Here is a 20629-nt window from a genome sequence, read left to right as displayed (position 1 = left end):
TTCACTTGCTCGAAAGCGGAGAGGCGAGGCGGAGTCTCCCACAGGACTGCCCTTACGTCAGTCTTCCTGAATATCGCTTGGAACTAAGCCGAATTCCTCGGGTGGTCGCATTCGGACATTTGACGCTTAATCTTATGGTGAAGCCTAGACCTTCACGCGGGTGGTGAACGCAGCCATACTGGCATCATTTGGAGGGCTCGTGGATGAATTAGCGGAGTGGTCCGAGGACTTCGAGTATGACCTTCGGAACGGCCCAGGCGCACCAACACTGCTCACGCTTGCAATAGCGTATAACGAGGCCGCGGCCGGACTGCTCTGTGAGACAGCGCGGAAGCTCATCAACGCCGATGCGGAGGCCGAAATTGGGCCGGTGGACGAAGTGTCAGCCAGGCAGCTGACGCCCGACAGTGCGGCCTTCCAGCGTGTACTCTCGCGTCGTCAAGGGTTCCTAATAGTTCGGGATGTGGAGGTACCGCTGAACCAATTAGTGATTACCATTTGCGCTGCGCACCAGCACCGCATCCGAGAAGACACTCAATCGGGTCTTCTCGTCATCGGCACCCCCGCAGGTATCGCCTCGCTACGGATGCACCCAGCAATGGGCTTCCTTAGTCGGGCGACACCCTTGGACCTGCGCTGTGGGCAGGCACGGCCTAGTTGAAGGACGACGGCCAATACAGTGGAGCAGGCATGGCTGAAAATCTGCTCGATGAACATCCGGAACGACCCCGAGAGCGAATCGACCTGCTCCTTGCCTTCGTTGCAGAAGACTGAAAGCGCTCCGGGACCGATCAGCTTCCAGTACCTTGCTAATCGCGCCCACGACTTCATCGGAGCGAAGGGCGCGTATATGGTCGAGGATGCCATTATCATCGAGGCCCTGCGGCCGCGGACCGATCACAGGAGTTCCATGCCACAGTGTGGATCAACGGAAATGTTCTATGGCACCTTCTGCGTGTCCAGAAGAGAAAGTGGAGCAGCTTGAACATTGAGATTCTGGGGGCTTCTCATCGTTCCGGTCGCTAACGGCATCATCATTACATTTGGCGCCTCTCTCGCTTGTCCGGTAGCTGCTGCGCTGTAATCGATCGCTTGATCTCGAAGGTGTGCACGTCGGACGACTCGAGCTTGAAAGCGGGGTTGGCGCCAATCCGCCATCCGTCGTTGAATGTGTCGTTGATGTCTGCCCCGTCAGTGAAATCGCTCGCAGTGAAGAAGAAGACGTAGGTAGGTTTACCGTCTTGAGCGCTCTTCAGCTTGATTCCGTCGATCTTATTTTTTGGAACCCACCGGAAGAACTCGGTTACCACCTGAGTTGGAACGTACTCAAGCTCCTCAACCGATCCTGGTTCTAGTGGAGCTGCGATGGTTTCAGCGAAGCGTGTGAAGAAGGCCAGAATTCCGTGATGATGTCGTCTTTCTCGGTCGAAAGGACTCGGCAGCTTTGGTAGGCGAGTGAGATCGAGAACTTTTAATTCCCGCAGGCTAACAAACTTGCCGATACGGGCGTAGCGCTCCGGGCCGTGAGCAGCCAACTCTCTACAAGCAGTTGCGGGTGAACCGGAGGCGTAAAACATGGGGATGCCCGTGGGGCTCATTCGGTTGGATCTCGCGATCGAGGGAGGCGCAGGACCGAGATCTTTAGACAGAGACATCGGATCATTCTGTCGGCTGACTAAACGACCACGGTAGCAAGCAAACCCACTGGATAACACAGTGAGCAACCGGAGGGACTCGTTCTCGATGTACGGAAGGAGTGAGTTGAGAAACCCAGCCGAGCGCTGCCCTGGACTTCCATACGAACTAGATAGCCGAGTCTCTGCTACGAAGACGAACCGCGATGCGGATTTCACATCGTCCACGAACTGGTCCCAACCCAGCACTGTGTCCTCAAGCGAGCCTGGATTGTCGGCCCAGTCCTCCTGCTGGACGCACTCTACAAATAGCTGCAGTAAATCATCAGAAGTTGAGTCAAATGCTTCGTCGCAGACGAATTCAAGAATGCCCCATCGATCCGTCGTGCGCTGATCGAACTCATATGGGTCGTCATAGGTAGGAATGAATAGGCTATTAACCGCTTCCATCACGACCGAGAGGACCGAGTCGAGCGACGTTCTCGAGGTAGATGTGTCACCACAAATGCGACAAGCATCAACATCATCCTCTTCTTCAAGTTCGATCATCAGCCGCTTATCCTTGATGTGATTTAGGCAGAGCGACCCGTCAAGGTAGTCGAAGCCACGATCCTCGATGAACTGCGCATGTGCTTTTACTCTGCCCATCGAAGGCTCCTAACTCCCGAGGTAGCTACTTGAACCATGTGGCAGGCTACGTATCTACGCAATATATCGTTTTCCGAGCCGAAGGGTAGCCCTCGTCTATGAAGCGGCACGCCTATAAGGAGGTGCTAGTAACTCTCACTGGGACAAATCCACTGTGTCAAATTGCCATCAACCCAACCCCAGCACAACCGGTAGCTTTGCCTCATGGCACTGGGGGCAGCAGCGCGAGTTGGTGCAGTTCCCACGCATGATCAGTGCCCGCAGCGGGACGGTCACCGAGAAGCCGTCGTTTCGCCCTGCGGCCGACAACCGGCGAGCACTGATCCTCGCGAACGGGTACTACGAGTGGCAGAAGAACGAAGACGGGACGAAGACCCGGCACTACCTCCACGGCGAGGACGACGAGCAGTTGCTGGGCTTCGCCGGCCTGTACGAGTTCTGGCCTGACCTCCCCAAGGACGAGGGCGCAGACGACAAGTGGCTGGTCACCGCCACGATCCTCACCCGGGCCGCCCACGACGCGCTCGGGCACTTCCACGACCGGACGCCGGTCATCATCCCGGGTGACCAGCAGGATCAGCGGCTGGACCAGACGATGACCGAGCGGGATCAGGTGCAACGGTTCATCGACACCATCCCCGAACGCAACCTCATCCCGCGGGTCGTCGGGAGAGAGGTCGGATCAGTACGTAATAACGAGCCTCAACTCATCGCGCCAAGTACGTAACGATTTATAGCTAATAGATCGCGATGGCGTCGATGACGATGGCTGGGCCTTTGATCCAGGCGTGAACATCATCGGCCGGAAGGTCGAGCTTCAGGGCCGAAGTAAGGCTTTCGACCTGCTTGTTCAGGTTCGCCATCATCATCCGCTTCACCAGGTATTCCCAACCATGGAGAAGCCACTCCTCGGAGCTGAGGTATCCCTCGTTGCCGCCGGCGACGAGATTACGGATGGTTCCGAGCACGCGCATATCACCCTCGATGCGGTCTAGGGATGCGCTCTCGATAAAGAAGCTCGGCCGCAGGTTGATGAAGACCTTTTGCTCGAGGCCGGCGTTCTCCAACTCGACCAGAAGCGGAATGGGGACCAACTCATTGCCCAGGTAGACCTTCTGCATCAGCTGTTTGATGTCCGGTGCGATCTCGGCGAAATCGACACCGATGATGTCCCTGTCGCTTTCCTTGAGGTACTGAAACAGGAGGTTGAACAGCTTCCCCGCGAGGCTTGCGGCGGTGATGCGTGCAGTTCCTTCAAGCTCGAAGAGCTCATCCTTGACCAAGGCCTTCGTCTCGGCAGCCGTAGACACCACCTCGGCACGAACCAGCCCGTCAATGATCTTGCTAACGGTCGCCTTCTGGGTGGGCGTCATTGCGTAGCTGGTCTGAAACTCGACTTCTGATCCCGATGACCCGCCGGCACCAAGGGCTCCGTAGCCCAACTTTGCGTTCCCGGAACGCTGCTTCACCGTTTTTTCCACAATGTCGGTTTGGACTGGCACCTGGACACCGTTGTACTCAGCCTGAGCGAGCAGGGTTTCCAGATCGAGGTATACCGGGTTCTTGAGTGCCATAGGTGAAGTCTTCCAGACGCCAAGGACAGTCGCAGGTCCCCAGACCCCCGACCAGACTGTTGCTATGAGGTACACCCCAACGCAACAGCGCATCGGCCCTGAAATCGAGTGGATCTTGGCGCTTCGTGGCAGGGTTTTGTGATCGCTCGGTGTCGCTAGTTTCCGATGACGAGGATGCTGGCGGCTGCTTCGATGACATCGTCTGTGATGGTTTCGAGTTGGTTGATCTTCAGTACACGGGTTACTCGGGGGAAGAGTCGCTCGAGTAGTCGGAAGTTGCCTCGGGTGATGCGTTCGACGGCGGCGATCGCTTGGGCGTCGGTGAAGTCTTCTGGGTCGAGGGTGCGGCCGGGTCGTTTCCAGTGTCTGTCGAAGACGAAGAGGAGTTCGTCGCGGCCGAGTGCACGGTAGTGGTGGGAGAAGCCGAGCCGGCTGTAGAGCTGGGGGTAGTGCCTGAAGCGTTTGTCGATTCCGGGCATGCCGATGAGGATGATGGCCAGGTGTGTGCGGTCGTGTTGGTCGCGGAGTAGTTCCAGGGCCATGGGGGTGAGTCGTTCGGCTTCGTCGATGACGAGTAGTTCCCCGGATGGGGTTGTGCGGCCGTGCGAGCCGGTCACTGCGCCGATAATTCGTTGGTGCTCGTCGATGCAGATGTCCAGCTTGTCTTTCCAGTGGTTGATCTCGCGGATGAGCTCTTCAGGCCGGGGTAGTACCTCGGGGTGTAGAGAACGGTGCGGGATCGGTTGCGAGGGCGTAGTGGGGAGCGTCCTGGTCGCTCCGTGGCCCCCACGCGGTGATGTAGGGCTCGAGTGCGTCCCAGTTGGCGTAGCGGCGGGCGGATTGGGTTTTCCCCACACCTGCGTTGCCGTAACAGATCCCGACGGTTTTCTCTTCTCGGACGGCGTTCGCGAACTCTATGAACCGTCGGTGTTCCTTGGTGACCATGAATGCCTGGCTCATCATTCGTCCTCTTCGTAGGTGCGTAGCCGGGTGCTTCGTGGCGCTGGTGCGGTTTCGCCTGGTTCCTGTCGGGTGGTGACGGTGAAGATATGGTCGTTGATGTTTTCCGGAGACCTCGGCGGCGTGCACCTCGAGCGATTTGGATGTCGCGGAGGCACCACTGACAAGGGGAGGCTCAAGTGTCTACTACAAGACAGCGCCTCAACCAGTTTCGGCAGGTCGTCTCCGTGCAATCTCCGCCGGAAATCATCAAGCGGGCAGTAGCTCTCGCCGAGCATGCGGAAGCCAACGGCCGACTACGTCGTCGGGGTCGAGTTCACGGACGGGCGCGACCTCGCTGCCCGAGCCCGAGCAGGGAGCCTGATACTGCCGCACACACGATGGCCATGTCTCCCAGTGCGCGGTCGACTCTGCACGCATCGGGCAAGATGGGCCCATGACCGAATCACCCGAGCTCGATACGACTGAGCTACCGGCGAGCAGCAAGCCCCTGCGGTTCCTCACCCTGCGCCAGGTCGCCGACGAGCTCAACACCGGCGAGCCCGTGATCCGCGGCCTCATCCGCTCCGGTGAACTACCCGCAATCCAAGTCGGGGGCCGAGGCCAATGGCGCATCGAGCGCGTGAAGCTGGAGGAGTTCATCGCTGCCGCCTACGCCCGTGCCGCCGCAGACATCAAGCGCGGCGACGGCCCGAAGAACGACAAGCCCGCTGCCGGCGACGACCCGGACAGCAACAGTTGATGGACGGCTTCGACGTCGTCTCCGCGGTTCAGGCCTCCGGGGGCGTGGGCCTCCTGATTGTCGCAATCGTGATCGCGAGGAAGGCATCCTCTGCAGATCCGACGGATGAGGCGAAGGTGAAGCGCATGGTCGTCCTGTTCCTCCTGCTTGGCGGAATGCTTCTCTCTTTCGGGGTCTTTGGACTGACGCGGCCATGACGTCCCGCATGAGTAACCCCGAGGAGTACCGGAACCTCCCGCCGAAGATGAAGCGCTTCGCGCGCACGAGCCTGCTGCTCTTCGTCGGCTCGGTCCTCGCCGCGACGGCGCTTCGACCGCTGCTGGGATTCTGGCTCACCGTTCTCCTGGTCGCCCTGCTGACGTGCGCCGTTCTGATTCCCCTGGCTCGTGCAGCGCGGCAGGAGCGCAAGGATCTTCAGGGACCGGGCTATCCCTCGGGACCACCGTCCTGACGTTGGCGTCATCGGCCGGCGGTCGCCGCACTCCGCCGAGCACCAATCCCCGCTGTCCGTTCCGGCCCGCTCGTCGGGTCGGCTGTGTGATGGTCCGGCGATAGCCGCGGTCGGCGTTGAGGTCGAGCTGAGTGGGATCGGTTGTGGGGTGTGCGAGTGTAGCGGCCGGTGGAGGGGCATATTAAGAAGACTCGGGCCTGGCGGCCCTCGTCCTTGATGGATCCCGATGTGGGGACCGTCATGGTTCTCGATGTGTCTTCGTCTCCCGTTGTGAAAATCTTCCTGCTGTCCTGCCTCTTGGGCGCTGCGCGCCCTGCGGGCTTCTCCTCATCCGTTGCTCACGCGTGGCGGCCTGCGGCCGCCGCGCTGCGCGCTTGGCCTTCCTCTTTGGTGACCATTATGTTTCCCAGGGCGCTGCGCGCCCGCTGCTCTTCTCCCGCCGCGGCTGCGTGTCCTCTCGTTCGCTTCGCTCTCTTCCGGCCACCGCATCCACGTCTGCCGTGGTTCCTACCTCTCCCCCGTCTGGCGGCTTCGCCGCCGTCTCGTTTCCCTCTTCGACGCGCGGAGCGCTGTCGTCACAACAATCAGCGGCTGCGCCGCGGGACCGTGGTTCATCCGTCGGTGTATTGACTCTTGTCCGGTGATGCCCTGCGGGCGGCGGAGTGATCTCGTGATGCGTCATGGGGGTCAACTCGTCGAGCGTGGTGGTGCTCGAGGTGCTTCCCGGTCTCCGGCTGCGCCGTCGTCTTCCTGCATCCCGGAATGCTTCCCCGTGTGATGCGCATCATGTGTATCAGCGGCTGCGCCGCAGGACGCTTCGCTCACCCTGGTCTGTCCGGCCGAGGATCGATCCCGCTGCGCGGAGCAGTCAGCGAAGGGACCCGTCATGATGCACGGTCCGACGACGATCCGGTGAGCATCCTGCTTACCCGTGAGGCTCTTCCCGCCGCGCGCAGCGCTGCCCTTCACGAGTGCCACCATGATTCAGCCGACGATGTACCACTCGTCCCACCCACTGCCGCGCGCAGCGCATCCCCGTATGCATCCCAGTCTGCTTCCCTCGAACACCCAGCCGTCTGTGAAAGCCCGCTGCAGGCGCAATGTCCGTCTGACAAGGACCGATGTCTCCCCGCACGCGCGCCGCACGAAGTGCAGAGCGCCTCCCACGCACCGCGGGGGAGAAAACCTTCGAGGATTTCGATCGCCCGGGACGAAGAGCCGCACACAGGAAGGTTGACAGGAAGCGTCGCAGAATGGGTCCCCCAAACCGCACAAGCACCACTGAGATGCCAGGGCTACGCCCCGTGTCGAAGACACCATCGAATTCATACCGTAGTCCGGGCACGGTTTGGATACCCGCGGTGGGCGATTCCGGGCTGGGCCCCACAGGATCTCCGACGGGTGGATCGCCCTAATCCCCGGCCTCGGGTCGCACAGGGGTAGGGCCCTGATCTACGCATGTTTGATTGCATGGGACACGTCATCTACCACTTCGCGCGTACCGGCGGCATCGAAACCAACCCCACGACCTTCAGTCAGCGGGCGGCAACTTTCGCCTCCACCATCGCGGCCTCCGGCCATGCCACGCTGCTCACTACGTCCTCTTGCCGGCGCTGCGCGAGACGCAGTCGGGCATCGATCCCACCGAACTTCCGCGTCTTCTCGGGCACACGCTGCCTGAGGGTTCATAGGTGGCTGTATCAATGCGCAAGCTATCCAGTGGAACCGACATTCGAGCAAGGACAAGCACATGAGACAGCCTGAAAAGGTTTGGGTTGCCCGCTTTGCCGTCGCCCTGAGCGACCCCTTGATCGCCGTCGACGCCCGCGTCGAGACGGAGCAGGCCGTCCTGAGCCTCGCCGGACGCGACCCCCACTGGTTCGCCGCCTGGTCCTCCGGACTGGTCTCGGACATCGTCCGGACCCTCGATCCTGACGACCCGTGGCGTAAGATCACCGTGGTCAACGGTCAGGCGCAGCACCCCGACGGCAGCCCCTTCGGCTCCTACGTGGACTCCACCGACCTCGTGCATGCCCAGACCGAGGACATCCGTTCGGACCTCGGACTGGCCGCGCTCGAGCAGCGCCTTGACGCGCGCACGGCCGAGCTCCTTGCGGTGGCCGGCGGAGGCTGGAGCACCACCCTGAACTGGATGCGCGCGAACCTCATCCCCGACGCGGCTCTCGAAGGCCCCGACGCCGAGGCCCTCTTCCGTACCGTCGTCACCGCGCTGCGCTGGGCCATGCACCGGCGCCGGCTCTTCGTCGGCTACGACGACCAGTTCCTCGCTGTGTCCGGCGTCGAATGGGCGAACCGTGCGTACAAGATCATCAGCGGCGAGGACTGGGACGAAGCCCGCGCGGCCCGCTTCCTGAAGCAGTCCTCGGTAGCCCCGGGAACCTACGCCCAGTTCTCGTAGTTGGCGAGGGCAGTACGCCCTGCCGTACACATGGTGCTTTCGTGCAGCCTCATCGAAGGAACGCCCATGACCGACTCCTCCCCTATACCTGCCGGCTCCGAGTCGACCGGGTCATTGGTGCAGCCCATCGTGCTACTCATCGACAAGGATGACCCGGCCCCTGAGGCCGACGGCATCGGGCCGGGCCAGAAGGAGGCGCGCAGGGTGGCAGGGAAACCACTACATCTTGTCGTCGGTCAGGAGCTCGGTGCCGATCGTGGAGTGCTCCCCGATGCAGCCGATTGTCCCGACTAGGCTCAGCGGCATGGACGAGATCGCAGCCTTCATCCTGGCGCGCCTGGACGACGAGGAGGCCGCCGTCACCGCCGGTGCGTATCCGGAAGAGTGGATGGTCGACCAGCAGCGCGCGTCATGTCGTACGAGGCGCGAGCTCGTCGCGCACGTCCAGCGCATCGATTGGGACTACGAACCGGCCGGCGAGGCCGACTACATGCGGACGATCCTGGAGATCCTCGCCGAACCGCGCGCGGGCCACCCCGACTTCCGGCCGGAGCGGAAGCAGGTCTAGTGCCGGCGGGCGCCGCCGCGGCCCTTCATCCGTGCGGTCGCCCGCATCGCCATCCCGATACCGATGCCGAGCAGTAGGAGGGTGCTCGGACTCACGGGAACGCCGAGGCCCGCCATGGCGAGCGACGCAGCGACGGCGAGCAGCAGCCCGGCAAGGTAGCGGTAGTGGCTCACTCTGAGGAGTCGACCCAGCTTGGCCGGCCAGGGGACGAAACGGACGTCACTGGTGTCGACGTCGAGGGACTTCAATCTGCGCATGGGCGCCATGTGTGCGGGCGAGACAGTGTCGCTCACCGCTCAGGGCTATTAGCGTGGTTGGTCAGCCGAAATTGGTTATCGCTTCCTCGATGGCCTCATTCAGGACGCCTGCCCTTTCAGGACAGAAGTACGCGACGGTAAGTCGGAGGATCTCAGCCCCGCTCCCCAATGCCGGGTCGCCGTCATGAAGCTGGCGCACGTTCCTGCGGAAGGAGCCCGTCTGGTCAGCTGTGTCTCCCTCGCACATTTTCGACTTCATGAACGGGGCGTAGTCCGAGATGTCATCGGGGAAGAAGCCAAGTGCAGCTAGGTCTTCCTCGTACACGCCGCTGATCGGCACGGGCTGGGGGAGAGCCTGTGATTCCTCAGCAACGCCACTGGCGGCCGGGAAGTAGGGGGTGCAGATGTTGATCAGCTCCGTGCCTGCTGCCTTGAAGTCGGTGGCGTCGAATTGGTAGTTCGTGCCGCCGTCTTCGGTGATCTCGATCATCTCGGTCATCGGGCTGGCGAAGCCCTCGAGGTAGGGGACCATGTTGTCCTGCGCATGCAGGGCGAGGCCGTCGATCTCGTCCTTGTGGCCGCGAGCCTTCGTGATGGTGGCGGGCGAGATGTCCTCGAACTCAACGACGAAGTCGAGCGTCTCGTAGAACGGACCGTCCTCGTTCTCACCGAGCAGTTGTGTGCAGGTCGACTCCACGGACACCTGGAAGGCCGGCTCGGTTTCTTCAACCGTGGCCGACGGTGTCGGAGTCGGTGTCGGTGTGGAACTCGTGCTCTCCGCCGGCTGCGACTCGGCCTCGGGTGCGGCACACCCGGCGAGGAGGATCAGGGCAAGCGGGATGGCGGCGAAGCGAGCGTTCAAGGGGTCCCCCAGTAAGTGATGTGGCTATCAGGGTAGCTGCGGGATCGGCTCCCGACCATCAAACTCTCCGGGCGAGCAATCCGGCTGCGCGACGCTCCGCCCAGAGTCACGCTGCAGCGCCAACCAGCAGCTGGTTTGCCCCGTCTGTAGGAGCACGACCGCCGGCTAAAGAGGAGATCCCGGAGTGCTATCTGAATGGGGGAACGCAGGTAGACCTCCGAGATCTCTCTATGTTTGTACCCCGGGTGAGGGCTTCCCAGACAATCAAGATTCTCGAGGAGACGCACACTCCTATGGCGGACGCTCGTCCTCTCCGTCAGGTGCTGGTGTGACGGCACTCAGCCACACCCACCCTTCGCGGTGAATTTTGATGAGTGGTTCGAGGAAGCGAATCTTGACCGCTGTGCGCGTGTACGCGATCGCGTGTGCTTGAACCCGGATGGCTTTGGAGGGGTAGCGGATCCAGGCGTACACGCGCCGAGGTTCCGGGAAATCGGTGGGACGGTAGTTCTCGAGGTCGAGCTCGGCTGCGGTGAGCATGATCAGCTCTTCGCGCATGACGAACTCCTCGATCCGGTCGTCCATCAGTTTGGCGTAATGGATCGGTATGGTGCGCGATTCGATTGTGCGGAATTCCCCAGCATCGGCGGTCTCCAGAGCGGGGGGAGTGGTGGCATGTTCAGCAGCAGCAGCAGCAGCAGCAGCAGCAGGAACAGGTGCTGGAGTGGAGTCCGCGCCGCGGTCCCAGCGGCCAACCTGGCACTTGGCTCGCCCGCAACGTCGATAAGGTCACGGAGGCTCTCGGTGAATACGAGAATCTCCTGGCCCTGTCCCTGGACATCACCGATTCGGCAGCGTCAACAACCACCGTGGAAGCTGCCGTCGGGCGTTTCGGAAGCATCGACGGGATCAGCCACGCCCTGCAGCTCGATGAGGCCGAGCACTCCCACCTCTACGACCTCATCCGCGCAGCGAATGTCGGAGCCCACCCAGTGAGGTTGAGTTCCACGATGGATGTCCTCTTTCGATGAGCTGAAGAAACGTTTGGAGGGGAGGCGCTGCAGCCTGGCGGTGATGACGTTGGTCTGCAGCGGATGAAGCGATGGGTCAACCGAGCTCGACGAGCATGTCCACGTCCTCGGGAAGGTCCTCGAAGACGCTGAGGTCAGAGGTGATCTCGCCCATCTCCGTCAGGGTCGGTACGGAACTGGTCTCCTCGTAGATGATGGTGATGCTGTCGAGGGGGTTGTAGTAGACGATGTCGCCTGGCTGCACGTCCGTGTAGAACGGGCCGGTCTCCGTCAGGGGTGCGGGTAGCTCGGTGATGTACTCGATGCCGGCATTACGGAACCAGGGCAGTGTCACCGGGAGGGTCGCGGCGAAGTCCTGAGCGACCTGCGTGTCGTTGAGGGTGCCGGTCATGACCACGTCACCTGCGGTGATGATGATCGCCGTCCCCTCCGCTGCCCCATTGGTCGCGGAAGCTTCAACGGTCGCAGACGGACCAGTCGACGGGGCGTCGATCGAGGGGGCTGCTATAGATGGGTCTGACGCCGGCGTTTCCTCGGTTGCGGGTGCTGAACACGCTGTAAAGGCGATTGCGGCGATGGAGACCAGGGCGATAAGGGGCAAGGGCTTTTTCATGGAGTCCTAGGCGTTGTCGAGGGCCATGGAGGAGGACAGGTCGCGATGGGCGTCGACCTGGTCCAGGAGCAGCCGAGCCTTTTGCTCGACGCCGGCGACGACGTCCGCGCCGGCGACGAAGCGCAGGGGCGGGGTGTCCAGGGCTGCGATCGTGACCAGGGCGGCGCCGAGCTTGGCCGGATCCCCACCCTGCTGGCCGTTCATGCCCTTCCACGCCTTGATGGTCTGGCTGGTCCGCTCGGCATAGTCCTCGATGGACAATTCGGGCCAGATCGATGACGCGCCCTCGACTAGGAGTTCGGTGCGGAAGAACCCCGGCTCCACGATGGTGGTGTGAATACCGTACGGCTCCACGTCATAGCGCAGGGACTCCATCCAGCCCTCGAGGGCGAACTTCGAGGCGGCGTACGCGGCGCAGAACTCCTGGCCGATGATGCCGGCGGCCGAGCTGATCGTGATGATGTGGCCGCTGCGCTGGGTGCGCATGACCGGGAGGATCGCGCGGGTGACGTTCAGGGGTCCAAAGAAGTTCGTTTCCATCTGCGCCCGGAACTGTTCGTCGCTGATTTCCTCGAAGTAGCCGGCGTAGAAGTTCCCGGCGTTATTGACGAGCACGTCAATGCTCCCGAAACGCCCGACGGCAACTTCCACGGCGGCAACTGATGCTGCCGGATCGGTGATGTCCAGGGACAGAGCCAGCAGGTTCTCGTGCTCTCCGAGGGCTGCGGTGACTTTCTCGGCGTTCCGGGCGGTACCGACGACACTGTGCCCGGCGTCGAGGGCGGCCTTGGCAAGCTCGATGCCCATGCCGCGGGCAGCTCCGGTGATGAACCATACGTTGGTCATGATGATGCCTTTCTCAAGTCCTGCCGACCCTTCTGCGCCGGTTGATGTCTCAAGTCAATAACCCGGTGCGGAAGCTAGCGAGTCCCTACCTAGAGGTGCCCCGGCAGGGACCCCCTACCCGGTTTGGAGGGGCGTACCGTCGATTCCATGAACAATCAGGACGACCTCAGCGCGTTCCTCATCTCGCGTCGAGCCAAGCTCGATCTGCAGCAGGCGGGCCTGCCCGACTTCGGTGGGCGGCGCCGGGTTCCCGGCCTGCGACGAGAGGAAGTAGCCCTTCTGGCCGGTATGAGCTCCGAGTACTACAAGCGCCTCGAACGAGGTAACGCCAAGGGAGTGTCCGAAGCAGTAATCGACGGGATCAGCCGCGCCCTGCAGCTCGATGAGGCCGAGCACTCCCACCTCTATGACCTCATCCGCGCAGCGAACGCCGGAGCCCACCTGCAGCGACGGCGCCCCACCCGAAAGACGCAGATCACCCCGACCCTGCAGCAGACGATCGATGCCATGACCACGGTCCCGGTGTTCGTGCAGAACGGACGCCTCGACGCCGTCGCCACCAACACGCTGGGCCGTGCCCTGTTCTCCGAGATGTTCCTCGACCCGTCACAGCCGGTGAACGCCGCACGTTTCGTGTTCCTCGACCCGAGGGCGCAGACGTTCTTCCAGGACTGGGAATCCAACACCCGTCAGATCGTCGCCCTGCTTCGCGTCGAAGCCGGCCGCTCACCGTACGACCGCCAGCTCAGCGACCTCATCGGGGAACTCTCCACCCGCAGCGACCTCTTCCGGAAGCTGTGGGGCGCACACGACGTCCGCGAGCACCGCACCGGCACCAAGAGCATCCATCACCCCATCGTGGGAAACCTCGACCTGAGCTACCTTGGGCTGGACCTCGCATCCGACCATGGTCTGCAGATGCTCGTGTTCTCCGCCGAACCCGCCTCAGCCTCATACGAGGGGCTGCAGCTCCTCGGCAACTGGGCGACCACCCACAACCCCATGCTGCACGCCGATAATCCACGCCCAGCTGAGCAAAAGTAAGGGAGTCCCGGCGAGGAGCTACCTCGAGGGCTTCTTTCACTGCGGTGGTCGGGAACTACCCGGAACAGGGTGGCACTCACCGGTAGGCGGTGTTACTGGCAGTGAGGCGTTGCCAGCTAGCGGCCGTAGCAAGGCTCACGCCGAGGATGCGCGCAACGACTGCGGGTGGTACCTGCGAGACGATGCTGGCGGTTGCCGCCTCAGCCGCGGCACTACTCGCCCTGGCTCTCGCCCTGGGCTTATCAATCTACAAACCACGCGGGTTCACCGGCTTCGGATACCGCAGGGCACCTGTCCGGAAGCCGGACTTAACCGCTTCGCCTCGGAACTAAAGCTCCATACAAGACCTGGTCGCTCACCCACCTGTGGACGGCTTTAAGTTCCACCCTTCGGGCTCCACCGACCCACACATGGACGACCAGCAAGTAGTCCTGAGCGCGTTGAACGATTTCTTTGCGACATTTTCAGTTCGTGAGACGGGTCCCACTAAACGGACCAGTGGTACGAGGACTTGTAGTATTCGTAGGTCTTCCCACCCATGTTGAAGTCATAGGGGCCGGTCCACATATTCTTACCGGATGACAATCTTCCGCTGTCTGACAATATTTTATAAGTTCCACCCCCGATGAAGGTTTTGAATCGATCCTCTCTTTTGTCGCTGAGCTTGGCTGCAAGGTTTGGAGGAGTCCCGATAGACACCAGATCATCGTTACCTCGGAAACCAGCGCGAACGAGTAAAGCCTTACCGCTAGCGATACCGCAAGCATGCCCCATTTTCCAGCTAGTTTCCCTGATCGATTTAAATTGTTTTTCCAATGAGGGCTGCACAAGATTAGCTATGGCCCATTTGATTTGCATGGCTGACTTAACGGCTCGGTCTGCTCGATTGGGCCCAGCGTAGATACCCATCACGCGATCGCCATCGAAGCTTCTGATGTGGCCATCGTGTGCACGAATGATGCGGGTGCAGACACTGAGGTAGCTTTTCATCGCTTGTGCCACCGTCGTTGCAGGTGCAACTGCTACTAAGCCTGACGAGTCTGCCATGTCTGCATATAGGTAAGTGGAAGGAAGATAGATACCGTCGGAATAGCCCATCGTTCCTGGATCGGGCACGGTCGTGATGGTTCCATCGTTGCGCTCTGTCGTACTCAATGAAGTTTTGATTGTTTTAGCAATGTCGACATCGAGATCGCTGCGTAAAGTCATGCTCGCTCCTTCGGTAGAATACCTTTGATTCTACCGATCAACTGCGACATCCGGAATGTCTCCGAAGGCCCTTTTTATTACAAGAATCACTAAGAACATGCATTTGAGTCCGTCCTAGGACTTGGTCAGGGCGTCCAGTTGAACTGCACCATGAAGGTGCAGGCCACGAGCGCAGCGCCGCCTAGCACTGCCAAAATCATCGAGATCATCACGGCGACATGTTTCTGCCAACAAATTTGGCTCATTTTCACCATCTGGTGCGTAAGGACGGGCAGGAGGTCCTTTTCCTTGATTGCTCCTGGTAGCATCTCGTAGTCCCAATATTTTAGGTGGCCAAAATAAATAAAGTTGTTCGGCGATTCTTTCTTGACCTTGAAATAACGCAGTCTCGGGATGACTACCCATACTGAGAAGGCTGCAGCAATACTCAACGCTATAAGACCACCAAAGTAAAGGATTTCCTGCACCGGGCCTTCGAGGGTGTCAAACACGCGGTTCTCGTCGGCTAAAGCAATGGCTGTCGCAACACCGGCTGACTCTAGGGTGAAAGCGAAGGTAGCCTTAGCATCTACTTTCCCGGTCCAGTCGCCGAGTGCACCGTGGATGCGCCAAGCCGTCTCGATGGCCTTTTCATGCTCTGCCTGTGCGATTTCCTCATCAGTCTCACGATCGAACACTTAGATGCCCCAGGAGGCGTGTGATCGGAAGACTCGTTCGCTTATGCCGCTGTCGGTCCGGTTGTAAGCCGGCGTCCACAATCTTCTTCCGTCTTCTGTGAAGGCGACTTCGTTGTCCATGGCCTCATAGACCTCTGAAGTAACGGTCAATTGATAGGCGTCACGGATTTCACTAAGCTTGGCAGCACGGTTCGGGGCTCTACCTACAGAGATTAGATCGTTATGGTCGCGTACACCACCGCGAACTATCAGGGCTTGACCTGTATCGATACCGATGCCGTGAGTTATGTTTGCGAAATTTCCACCGTCGCTCCAATTCTCCTTGATCATTGGGCGTAATACCTCGAACACTGCCCAGTTGATTGCAAGAGCAGCACGAACGGCCTTGGTCTCCTTATCAGCGCTCATAAAAATTGCCATAACTCGGTCACCGTCGAAACTCCTGATCTCACCGCCAAAGTTGCGAAGAATACGCGAGGCCGTGTTTATATAGGCGCGGATGATTTTGGCTGCCGCTTCGTCGTGCAACGTGTTTGCCATCTTCGATGATCCCGCGAGATCGGCGTACAAGTAGGTCGCATCAACGCGCCTGCCGCCGTTCTTCATCACAATGTCTTCCGTCGTTGGCACGACGCGTCCATCGGTGATCGCCCACGGTGCTCTCAAGATGTCACTGACGCTGCTTTCGATGCTTGGGTACAAGCTGTCCCCCTAAGTTCTGGTGATGTTTCGACCTTACCGACAGTCACGACGTCTGACTGGGTTCGAAACGAGCTCACCAGATGTGCGAGGTGTGGCGTTGGGGTACACCCCAACGCCACAGTCTCCGACAGCGAGAATAGTTGTGACTTCTAGTTGGAGATGGCGGTTAAATCGCAGTCTAGATCGGCGGTTTGTCGTCCCGTCCGGGGAGCCATCAACGGGTGATCGGCAGTTCATGGGATGGCGGGCGTTGGATGACTGATCGGCCGAGCGGCAGTATTTCTCCTGATTCATGCGTTGACTCCGCCGCTGCAGGTCTCGCCGGGTTCGGGTGTCTGCGGACCTTGCTGAAAGGCTTTGATGAATGCGAACAGCCGCGGATCTGCTGGGTCTGTGACGCTTAGTCGTTCTCCCTAGGCGGTTGCTTCGATGGGGGATCCCTGGCCGGAAGGGACTGACCAACACGTGGCTCTGGTTGATTGCAAGACGGCGAGTTTGGCGACGTCATCGGCTGGAAGCCCGGGTTGGTAGCTGATCCAGACGGCACCGTGTTCAGGGGAGTGCACTGCCCCGGGTTTTCTGTACGGGCCGGTCGTAGGCTCCGCAGTTCGTCCATATCGGTGAGTGGTCTCCGCCGACGCCGGGACGTTTCGGAGAGGTCACCGCGGTCTGGACGTGGTTCCTGCTCAGGCGGGCATAGCTGATGACTTCTTCGATCATGGTTGGGTCCCTTCGTTGCTGCCGGAATTGGTGTTGACCGCTGCCGTTTATGGCGAGTCCGTAGGTGAGCGCGCCGGCTGCGAGGAAGAGTGGTACGCCGACGGCGATCAGCGGCGGCTGCAATTGGGCGGGCGATTTGGCCCTTTTGTGTTGGTGGGTGAGTGTTGCTGTGAGCTGGGTGTTGTCCGGGGTTTCATGAGGCCGCCTTCGGGTGCTGTGAACGGTTGCTTGTTTCCGTGAGGGGCTGCTGGTCCGCTGCGGCCCGCCTACGGTGCGGTCGTTGCGGGTTTCTGGAAGAGGGTGCCTTCGAGGATGCTGCCGTGGAAGGTCCGGGCGGCGACGATGATCCACGCGGCGACCAGCAGGGTGTAGCCGGCAACGGCCATCGCGTCGAACACGGCGAGGTGGGTGTGGGCGCCGAGGCCTGTCAGTCCCGTGACGCAGGTTCCGATGGGGAAGGTGAAGGACCACCAGGTCAGGGAGAACGGCAGGCCCTGGCGTGCGGTGCGGATGGTGATGGCGGTTGCGAGGCCGGCCCACATGAGCGCGAAACCCAGGACCGGTACCCCGTACAGGACCCCGAAGGCTTCCATCGCCCGGGCCAGGGTCCCGGACACGGCGAGGTGGGCGTTTCCGCCCAGGAGGTTCGCGGCGGTGATGGACTGGCCCAGCGGGCCCAGCACGATCCACAAGGTGGGAACGGCCGCCGCGGCCCCGATCTTGTGCCCGGCGAGGCGGTTCCAGATCAGGGTGGTGATGATGATGGAGGCCAGCAGGCTCAGTCCGAACATCGCGTAGCAGCCCATCAGCAGGGTCAGGCGTGCCTGCCCGGCCGGGACGTAGGGCAGCAGTAGCGCCCCGGTGGAGGCCGAAACCATAGGCGGGACGACAGGCATCAGCCAGCCGCCGAACGCACTGTCCGGTGTGACTTGGTGCCGGGTGAACTGCAGATACGGGACGGCGACGGCGCTGGCCAGCCCCAGCAGGGTCCCGGTAGTCCAGAGCACCGCATCGATGCTCAGTGCCAGCTGTTCGCCGAGGATGTCTTTTCCCAGCAGCAGGGTTCCGGCGCCGACGGTGAGAAGGGCCATGGGAGGTGCGCCGTAGAAGTGTGCCATCACCGGATGGCTGTGGTGGCTTTGAGCGGTTTCCCGGTACCGGATCCAGTGCACCCCGGTGGCGGCGCTCAGCAGGATCAACAGCAGGGACGCCAGGGCCCAGACGATGGTGGCGCCGGTGCGCAGCCCGGGGAACTGCAAGGGCAGCGTCGCGGCGGCGGTCGCGACGATCCCGGTACCCATGATGGAGGCGAACCAGTTCGGGGTCAGGTTCGCGAACAGCTCCGAGGGCTTCTCCAGACGGCGCAGGACGCGCCGGCCCCCGGTACCGCTATCCGGGGTCTGTGCCGGTGGTGTGGTGTGGTCTTTGTCAGCGGTCGACAGCAGTGTTCCCATACCTTCCATGCTCCCGGTCCCGGACCTGCCGCAGTAGGGGGCATACACTTGCCAGGATACAAGCTGGACTTGTATCTGATGCACCGTGTCTGAAGGAGATTCCCTTATGCTCAGCCCTCGGATACCGGAGCTCTCCGCCCTGGAAATGCTCGCCGCGGTCCATGATCTGGGTTCCCTCTCCGCCGCCGGGAAACACTTGGGTCTGTCCCAGCAGGCTGTCTCCTCCCGGATGCGTTCCCTGGAGTCCCAGATCGGGTTCGTCCTGCTGACCCGGACCCCGCGGGGGTCCACCCTGACAGAATCAGGTGAACTGGTCGCAGAGTGGGCCGCAGAGGTCCTCGCAGCCGGGGAACGGCTCGATGCCGGGATCGCCTCGCTCCGATCCGACACCGCTCGGCAGTTGAAGGTCGCGGCCAGCCAGACCATCGCCGAACACCTGCTGCCGCTCTGGCTGGTCGCGCTGCGCCGCCAGCAGGAGAGCCTCGAACTCGTCCCCACCGTCGTGGAGCTGGCGGTGAACAACAGTGAAGCCACCGTAGCTCGGGTCCGATCCGGACAGGCAGCCATCGGCTTCATCGAAAGCCCGCACCTTCCCCCGGACTTGAGTGCAGCGGCGGTGCAGGAGGATGACATGGTCCTGGTCGTCGCACCGGAGCATCCCTGGGCCCGGCGCCGGACACCCGTCACAGCAGCCGAACTGGCAGCAACCGCGCTGGTCACCAGGGAACAGGGCAGCGGCACCCGGGACGCCCTCGAGCACCTGCTCACCACCGCAGGGGCCCCGCCCCTGGTAGAACCGATGGTGGAACTCTCTACGACGGCGGCCGTCCGCTCCGCCATCGCAGCCGGCACGGCCCCCGGAGTACTCAGCGCACTGGCCGTCCGCGACGACCTCGCACTGCACCGGCTCGTCGCCGTTCCTATCCGCGGGCTGCCCCTACGCCGCACACTGACGGCCATCTGGCAGACCGGCACCTCACCGCCTCCCGGGCCGGCCCGTGACCTCGCAGCGATCGCCGCCAAAGCTGTCCCGGGCACCAGCACCCGCCGGAAGTCATGAACCAGGCGACGTCGTGAAGCAGGAAGGTTCGGCTGCCTAAAACGAAGGTATTTGCTACATTCCCGAGCTGAGCCCTCGAAGCAGCTCTTGAGCCCCTGTTCGTGTAGCAATACTTAGTGCCAGTATCTCTGTATCGATTCGATGCGTGTGCGGTGAGTTTCGCTACATTGGAAGGTATGGGACACCTTCTGGGTTATGCGCGAGTGTCGACAACTGACCAAGACGCCTCGCTGCAGGTTGACGCGCTGAACGCTGCCGGCTGCTATCGGGTGTTCGTCGACACCATTTCGGGATCCCTAGACCAGAGGCCGGAGCTCACCAAGCTGCTGGATCAGCTCAGACCGGGGGACACCCTCGTCGTATGGCGGCTCGACCGGCTCGGCCGCTCCATCCGTCACCTCATCGACCAGCTCACCGCGCTGCAGGACAAGGGCATCGGATTCAAGTCCCTTCAGGAAACGATCGACACCACCTCACCTGGCGGACGCTTGGTCTTCCACGTCTTCGCCGCCCTCGCCGAGTTCGAACGAGACCTCATTAGAGAGCGCACCAATGCCGGTCTTGCGGCAGCGCGCGCTCGAGGCCGCACCGGTGGACGCCCACCTCGACTCAGTTCTCAGCAGGCCACCGCCGCTAAACGCATGTATGAGCAGCAGGACATGACGGTTGAACAGATTGGTCAGATCCTCGGTGTCAGCAGAACCACCATCTACCGGACACTGAGACGCGATGACGCAACTCCAGCCAAGGGCCGCAGACCAAGAGTGAAGGCAGCTGGGGGAGAGGTCGTCGCTGTGATCCCGGAAGCAACGACATCAGCACGACAAGACCCGCCGGCGACCAGGAGAACATGATGATCAGAATCATCCGCTGGTTGCTCACCTTGAGCATCCGGTACAGCTACCGGTTCGTCCGCGCTCATCCGACTTCCCCTGCTGTTGCTGCCCATCTCTCCGCGGGTCCGCAACCAGGTTGCGGGTGCGTTGGTTGTCGGCCTCTGGTTCTTCTCAACGTGATTCGTTGCCACAGCAGCCGGCGCGCCATCGTGGGGACAGCTCATGATCGCTGCTGCAGCAGCCCTCATCGTCACAGGTGTGGTGCGGATGGAGGGTCGCCGGCCAATCGTCCGGCGGCCGGCGCGCGTCCGATGCCGTCTTG

General features: G+C 61.6%; 25 protein-coding genes and 1 pseudogene. 13 read left to right on the top strand and 13 right to left on the bottom strand.

Annotated elements, in window-relative coordinates; genetic code table 11:
- The first annotated feature begins 709 nt into the window (after positions 1 to 709).
- Positions 710 to 985 carry a hypothetical protein gene (locus NVV32_RS11220; RefSeq protein WP_422390218.1) on the top strand — a complete coding sequence of 92 codons (276 nt, stop codon included), beginning with the start codon at positions 710 to 712 and terminating at the stop codon, positions 983 to 985.
- A 52-nt stretch (positions 986 to 1037) separates the two neighbouring features.
- Here NVV32_RS11220 and NVV32_RS11215 read toward each other — a convergent pair whose 3' ends face one another.
- Positions 1038 to 2282, bottom strand: a complete 1245-nt coding sequence (locus NVV32_RS11215; RefSeq protein ID WP_422390217.1) for an RES domain-containing protein — start codon at positions 2280 to 2282, stop codon at positions 1038 to 1040.
- A gap of 247 nt (positions 2283 to 2529) precedes the next feature.
- Here NVV32_RS11215 and NVV32_RS11210 point away from each other — a divergent pair, with 247 nt between their 5' ends.
- On the top strand, positions 2530 to 3009 hold the full coding sequence (locus tag NVV32_RS11210) for an SOS response-associated peptidase (RefSeq protein ID WP_422390216.1): 480 nt from the start codon (positions 2530 to 2532) through the stop codon (positions 3007 to 3009).
- Between the two features lie 10 nt (positions 3010 to 3019).
- On the opposite strand, the gene NVV32_RS11205 is transcribed toward NVV32_RS11210, so the two are convergent.
- Both NVV32_RS11205 and NVV32_RS11200 read right to left on the bottom strand, forming a co-directional pair.
- Complete coding sequence (locus NVV32_RS11205) at positions 3020 to 3856, bottom strand: DUF6414 family protein (RefSeq protein WP_422390215.1); 837 nt, start codon at positions 3854 to 3856, stop codon at positions 3020 to 3022.
- 155 nt (positions 3857 to 4011) lie between these two features.
- Positions 4012 to 4816 (bottom strand): annotated as a pseudogene (locus NVV32_RS11200) (AAA family ATPase).
- A 436-nt stretch (positions 4817 to 5252) separates the two neighbouring features.
- Here NVV32_RS11200 and NVV32_RS11195 point away from each other — a divergent pair.
- From NVV32_RS11195 to NVV32_RS11170, 6 genes are all read left to right on the top strand, one after another.
- The gene (locus NVV32_RS11195) at positions 5253 to 5558 is read left to right on the top strand and encodes a helix-turn-helix domain-containing protein (RefSeq protein ID WP_422390214.1); all 306 of its coding nucleotides are present in this window, start codon (positions 5253 to 5255) and stop codon (positions 5556 to 5558) included.
- Entirely contained in the window at positions 5558 to 5755 is a 198-nt protein-coding gene (locus NVV32_RS11190; RefSeq protein WP_422390213.1) for a hypothetical protein, read from the top strand. Before NVV32_RS11195 ends, NVV32_RS11190 begins: the two co-directional genes overlap by 1 nt.
- Before the next feature lie 8 nt (positions 5756 to 5763).
- Positions 5764 to 6009 carry a hypothetical protein gene (locus NVV32_RS11185; RefSeq protein ID WP_422390212.1) on the top strand — a complete coding sequence of 82 codons (246 nt, stop codon included), beginning with the start codon at positions 5764 to 5766 and terminating at the stop codon, positions 6007 to 6009.
- 1750 nt (positions 6010 to 7759) lie between these two features.
- Positions 7760 to 8428 carry a hypothetical protein gene (locus tag NVV32_RS11180; protein ID WP_422390211.1) on the top strand — a complete coding sequence of 223 codons (669 nt, stop codon included), beginning with the start codon at positions 7760 to 7762 and terminating at the stop codon, positions 8426 to 8428.
- A 66-nt stretch (positions 8429 to 8494) separates the two neighbouring features.
- On the top strand, positions 8495 to 8722 hold the full coding sequence (locus NVV32_RS11175) for a hypothetical protein (RefSeq protein WP_422390210.1): 228 nt from the start codon (positions 8495 to 8497) through the stop codon (positions 8720 to 8722).
- 10 nt (positions 8723 to 8732) lie between these two features.
- Positions 8733 to 8996 carry a hypothetical protein gene (locus NVV32_RS11170; RefSeq protein ID WP_422390209.1) on the top strand — a complete coding sequence of 88 codons (264 nt, stop codon included), beginning with the start codon at positions 8733 to 8735 and terminating at the stop codon, positions 8994 to 8996.
- On the opposite strand, the gene NVV32_RS11165 is transcribed toward NVV32_RS11170, so the two are convergent.
- The 3 genes from NVV32_RS11165 to NVV32_RS11155 form a co-directional block, all read right to left on the bottom strand.
- Positions 8993 to 9253 (bottom strand): hypothetical protein, encoded by a 261-nt coding sequence (locus NVV32_RS11165; protein ID WP_422390208.1) that lies wholly within the window; start codon positions 9251 to 9253, stop codon positions 8993 to 8995. The genes NVV32_RS11170 and NVV32_RS11165 overlap by 4 nt on opposite strands.
- Positions 9254 to 9314: 61 nt before the next feature.
- Positions 9315 to 9950, bottom strand: a complete 636-nt coding sequence (locus NVV32_RS11160; protein ID WP_422390207.1) for a hypothetical protein — start codon at positions 9948 to 9950, stop codon at positions 9315 to 9317.
- Between the two features lie 456 nt (positions 9951 to 10406).
- Positions 10407 to 10700, bottom strand: a complete 294-nt coding sequence (locus NVV32_RS11155; RefSeq protein WP_422390206.1) for a hypothetical protein — start codon at positions 10698 to 10700, stop codon at positions 10407 to 10409.
- Positions 10701 to 10831: 131 nt separating this feature from the next.
- Between NVV32_RS11155 and NVV32_RS11150 the strand changes: the two genes are divergently transcribed.
- A complete protein-coding gene (locus tag NVV32_RS11150) occupies positions 10832 to 11146 on the top strand; it encodes a hypothetical protein (protein ID WP_422390205.1) in 315 nt (104 codons plus the stop codon).
- Positions 11147 to 11222: 76 nt separating this feature from the next.
- Here the strand turns inward: NVV32_RS11150 and NVV32_RS11145 are convergent, their stop codons facing one another.
- A complete protein-coding gene (locus NVV32_RS11145) occupies positions 11223 to 11537 on the bottom strand; it encodes a cyclophilin-like fold protein (RefSeq protein WP_422390204.1) in 315 nt (104 codons plus the stop codon).
- On the opposite strand from NVV32_RS11145, the gene NVV32_RS11140 reads away from it, so the two are divergent.
- The gene (locus tag NVV32_RS11140; RefSeq protein ID WP_422390203.1) at positions 11536 to 11769 is read left to right on the top strand and encodes a hypothetical protein; all 234 of its coding nucleotides are present in this window, start codon (positions 11536 to 11538) and stop codon (positions 11767 to 11769) included. The two genes, NVV32_RS11145 and NVV32_RS11140, sit on opposite strands and share 2 nt — an antisense overlap.
- Here the strand turns inward: NVV32_RS11140 and NVV32_RS11135 are convergent.
- A complete protein-coding gene (locus NVV32_RS11135) occupies positions 11766 to 12605 on the bottom strand; it encodes an SDR family oxidoreductase (protein WP_422390202.1) in 840 nt (279 codons plus the stop codon). The genes NVV32_RS11140 and NVV32_RS11135 overlap by 4 nt on opposite strands.
- A gap of 147 nt (positions 12606 to 12752) precedes the next feature.
- On the opposite strand from NVV32_RS11135, the gene NVV32_RS11130 reads away from it, so the two are divergent.
- Positions 12753 to 13649 carry a helix-turn-helix transcriptional regulator gene (locus NVV32_RS11130; protein WP_422390201.1) on the top strand — a complete coding sequence of 299 codons (897 nt, stop codon included), beginning with the start codon at positions 12753 to 12755 and terminating at the stop codon, positions 13647 to 13649.
- Between the two features lie 486 nt (positions 13650 to 14135).
- Here NVV32_RS11130 and NVV32_RS11125 read toward each other — a convergent pair whose 3' ends face one another.
- The 5 genes from NVV32_RS11125 to NVV32_RS11105 form a co-directional block, all read right to left on the bottom strand.
- Positions 14136 to 14858 (bottom strand): adenylate/guanylate cyclase domain-containing protein, encoded by a 723-nt coding sequence (locus tag NVV32_RS11125; RefSeq protein ID WP_422390200.1) that lies wholly within the window; start codon positions 14856 to 14858, stop codon positions 14136 to 14138.
- Positions 14859 to 14983: 125 nt separating this feature from the next.
- A complete protein-coding gene (locus NVV32_RS11120; RefSeq protein WP_422390199.1) occupies positions 14984 to 15535 on the bottom strand; it encodes a Pycsar system effector family protein in 552 nt (183 codons plus the stop codon).
- Complete coding sequence (locus NVV32_RS11115; protein ID WP_422390198.1) at positions 15536 to 16237, bottom strand: adenylate/guanylate cyclase domain-containing protein; 702 nt, start codon at positions 16235 to 16237, stop codon at positions 15536 to 15538.
- A gap of 413 nt (positions 16238 to 16650) precedes the next feature.
- Complete coding sequence (locus NVV32_RS11110) at positions 16651 to 16803, bottom strand: DUF3105 domain-containing protein (RefSeq protein ID WP_422390197.1); 153 nt, start codon at positions 16801 to 16803, stop codon at positions 16651 to 16653.
- 420 nt (positions 16804 to 17223) lie between these two features.
- A complete protein-coding gene (locus NVV32_RS11105; RefSeq protein WP_422390196.1) occupies positions 17224 to 18411 on the bottom strand; it encodes a TDT family transporter in 1188 nt (395 codons plus the stop codon).
- Positions 18412 to 18517: 106 nt separating this feature from the next.
- Between NVV32_RS11105 and NVV32_RS11100 the strand changes: the two genes are divergently transcribed.
- Positions 18518 to 19471: a LysR family transcriptional regulator gene (locus NVV32_RS11100; RefSeq protein ID WP_104119152.1), complete on the top strand. Its 954-nt coding sequence runs from the start codon at positions 18518 to 18520 to the stop codon at positions 19469 to 19471.
- Between the two features lie 176 nt (positions 19472 to 19647).
- Positions 19648 to 20325, top strand: a complete 678-nt coding sequence (locus NVV32_RS11095; protein WP_422390195.1) for a recombinase family protein — start codon at positions 19648 to 19650, stop codon at positions 20323 to 20325.
- Positions 20326 to 20629 lie beyond the last annotated feature (304 nt).

Origin of the sequence: Arthrobacter sp. N1, assembly GCF_048288285.1 — a bacterium.
Lineage (GTDB): Bacteria > Actinomycetota > Actinomycetes > Actinomycetales > Micrococcaceae > Arthrobacter_D.
This window is presented reverse-complemented; position numbering and strand designations above follow the sequence as displayed.

Excerpts from the sequence above, each read along its gene's own strand:
- NVV32_RS11125 (WP_422390200.1), bottom strand. The coding sequence starts at position 14,858 with ATGACTTTACGCAGCGATCTCGATGTCGACATTGCTAAAACAATCAAA.
- NVV32_RS11175 (WP_422390210.1), top strand. The coding sequence starts at position 8,495 with ATGACCGACTCCTCCCCTATACCTGCCGGCTCCGAGTCGACCGGGTCA.
- NVV32_RS11215 (WP_422390217.1), bottom strand. The coding sequence starts at position 2,282 with ATGGGCAGAGTAAAAGCACATGCGCAGTTCATCGAGGATCGTGGCTTC.
- NVV32_RS11195 (WP_422390214.1), top strand. The coding sequence starts at position 5,253 with ATGACCGAATCACCCGAGCTCGATACGACTGAGCTACCGGCGAGCAGC.
- NVV32_RS11135 (WP_422390202.1), bottom strand. The coding sequence starts at position 12,605 with ATGACCAACGTATGGTTCATCACCGGAGCTGCCCGCGGCATGGGCATC.
- NVV32_RS11180 (WP_422390211.1), top strand. The coding sequence starts at position 7,760 with ATGAGACAGCCTGAAAAGGTTTGGGTTGCCCGCTTTGCCGTCGCCCTG.
- NVV32_RS11105 (WP_422390196.1), bottom strand. The coding sequence starts at position 18,411 with ATGGGAACACTGCTGTCGACCGCTGACAAAGACCACACCACACCACCG.
- NVV32_RS11130 (WP_422390201.1), top strand. The coding sequence starts at position 12,753 with ATGAACAATCAGGACGACCTCAGCGCGTTCCTCATCTCGCGTCGAGCC.
- NVV32_RS11210 (WP_422390216.1), top strand. The coding sequence starts at position 2,530 with ATGATCAGTGCCCGCAGCGGGACGGTCACCGAGAAGCCGTCGTTTCGC.
- NVV32_RS11190 (WP_422390213.1), top strand. The coding sequence starts at position 5,558 with ATGGACGGCTTCGACGTCGTCTCCGCGGTTCAGGCCTCCGGGGGCGTG.
- NVV32_RS11155 (WP_422390206.1), bottom strand. The coding sequence starts at position 10,700 with ATGGACGACCGGATCGAGGAGTTCGTCATGCGCGAAGAGCTGATCATG.
- NVV32_RS11170 (WP_422390209.1), top strand. The coding sequence starts at position 8,733 with ATGGACGAGATCGCAGCCTTCATCCTGGCGCGCCTGGACGACGAGGAG.
- NVV32_RS11095 (WP_422390195.1), top strand. The coding sequence starts at position 19,648 with ATGGGACACCTTCTGGGTTATGCGCGAGTGTCGACAACTGACCAAGAC.
- NVV32_RS11185 (WP_422390212.1), top strand. The coding sequence starts at position 5,764 with ATGAGTAACCCCGAGGAGTACCGGAACCTCCCGCCGAAGATGAAGCGC.
- NVV32_RS11205 (WP_422390215.1), bottom strand. The coding sequence starts at position 3,856 with ATGGCACTCAAGAACCCGGTATACCTCGATCTGGAAACCCTGCTCGCT.
- NVV32_RS11165 (WP_422390208.1), bottom strand. The coding sequence starts at position 9,253 with ATGCGCAGATTGAAGTCCCTCGACGTCGACACCAGTGACGTCCGTTTC.
- NVV32_RS11100 (WP_104119152.1), top strand. The coding sequence starts at position 18,518 with ATGCTCAGCCCTCGGATACCGGAGCTCTCCGCCCTGGAAATGCTCGCC.
- NVV32_RS11220 (WP_422390218.1), top strand. The coding sequence starts at position 710 with ATGAACATCCGGAACGACCCCGAGAGCGAATCGACCTGCTCCTTGCCT.
- NVV32_RS11140 (WP_422390203.1), top strand. The coding sequence starts at position 11,536 with ATGACCACGTCACCTGCGGTGATGATGATCGCCGTCCCCTCCGCTGCC.
- NVV32_RS11145 (WP_422390204.1), bottom strand. The coding sequence starts at position 11,537 with ATGACCGGCACCCTCAACGACACGCAGGTCGCTCAGGACTTCGCCGCG.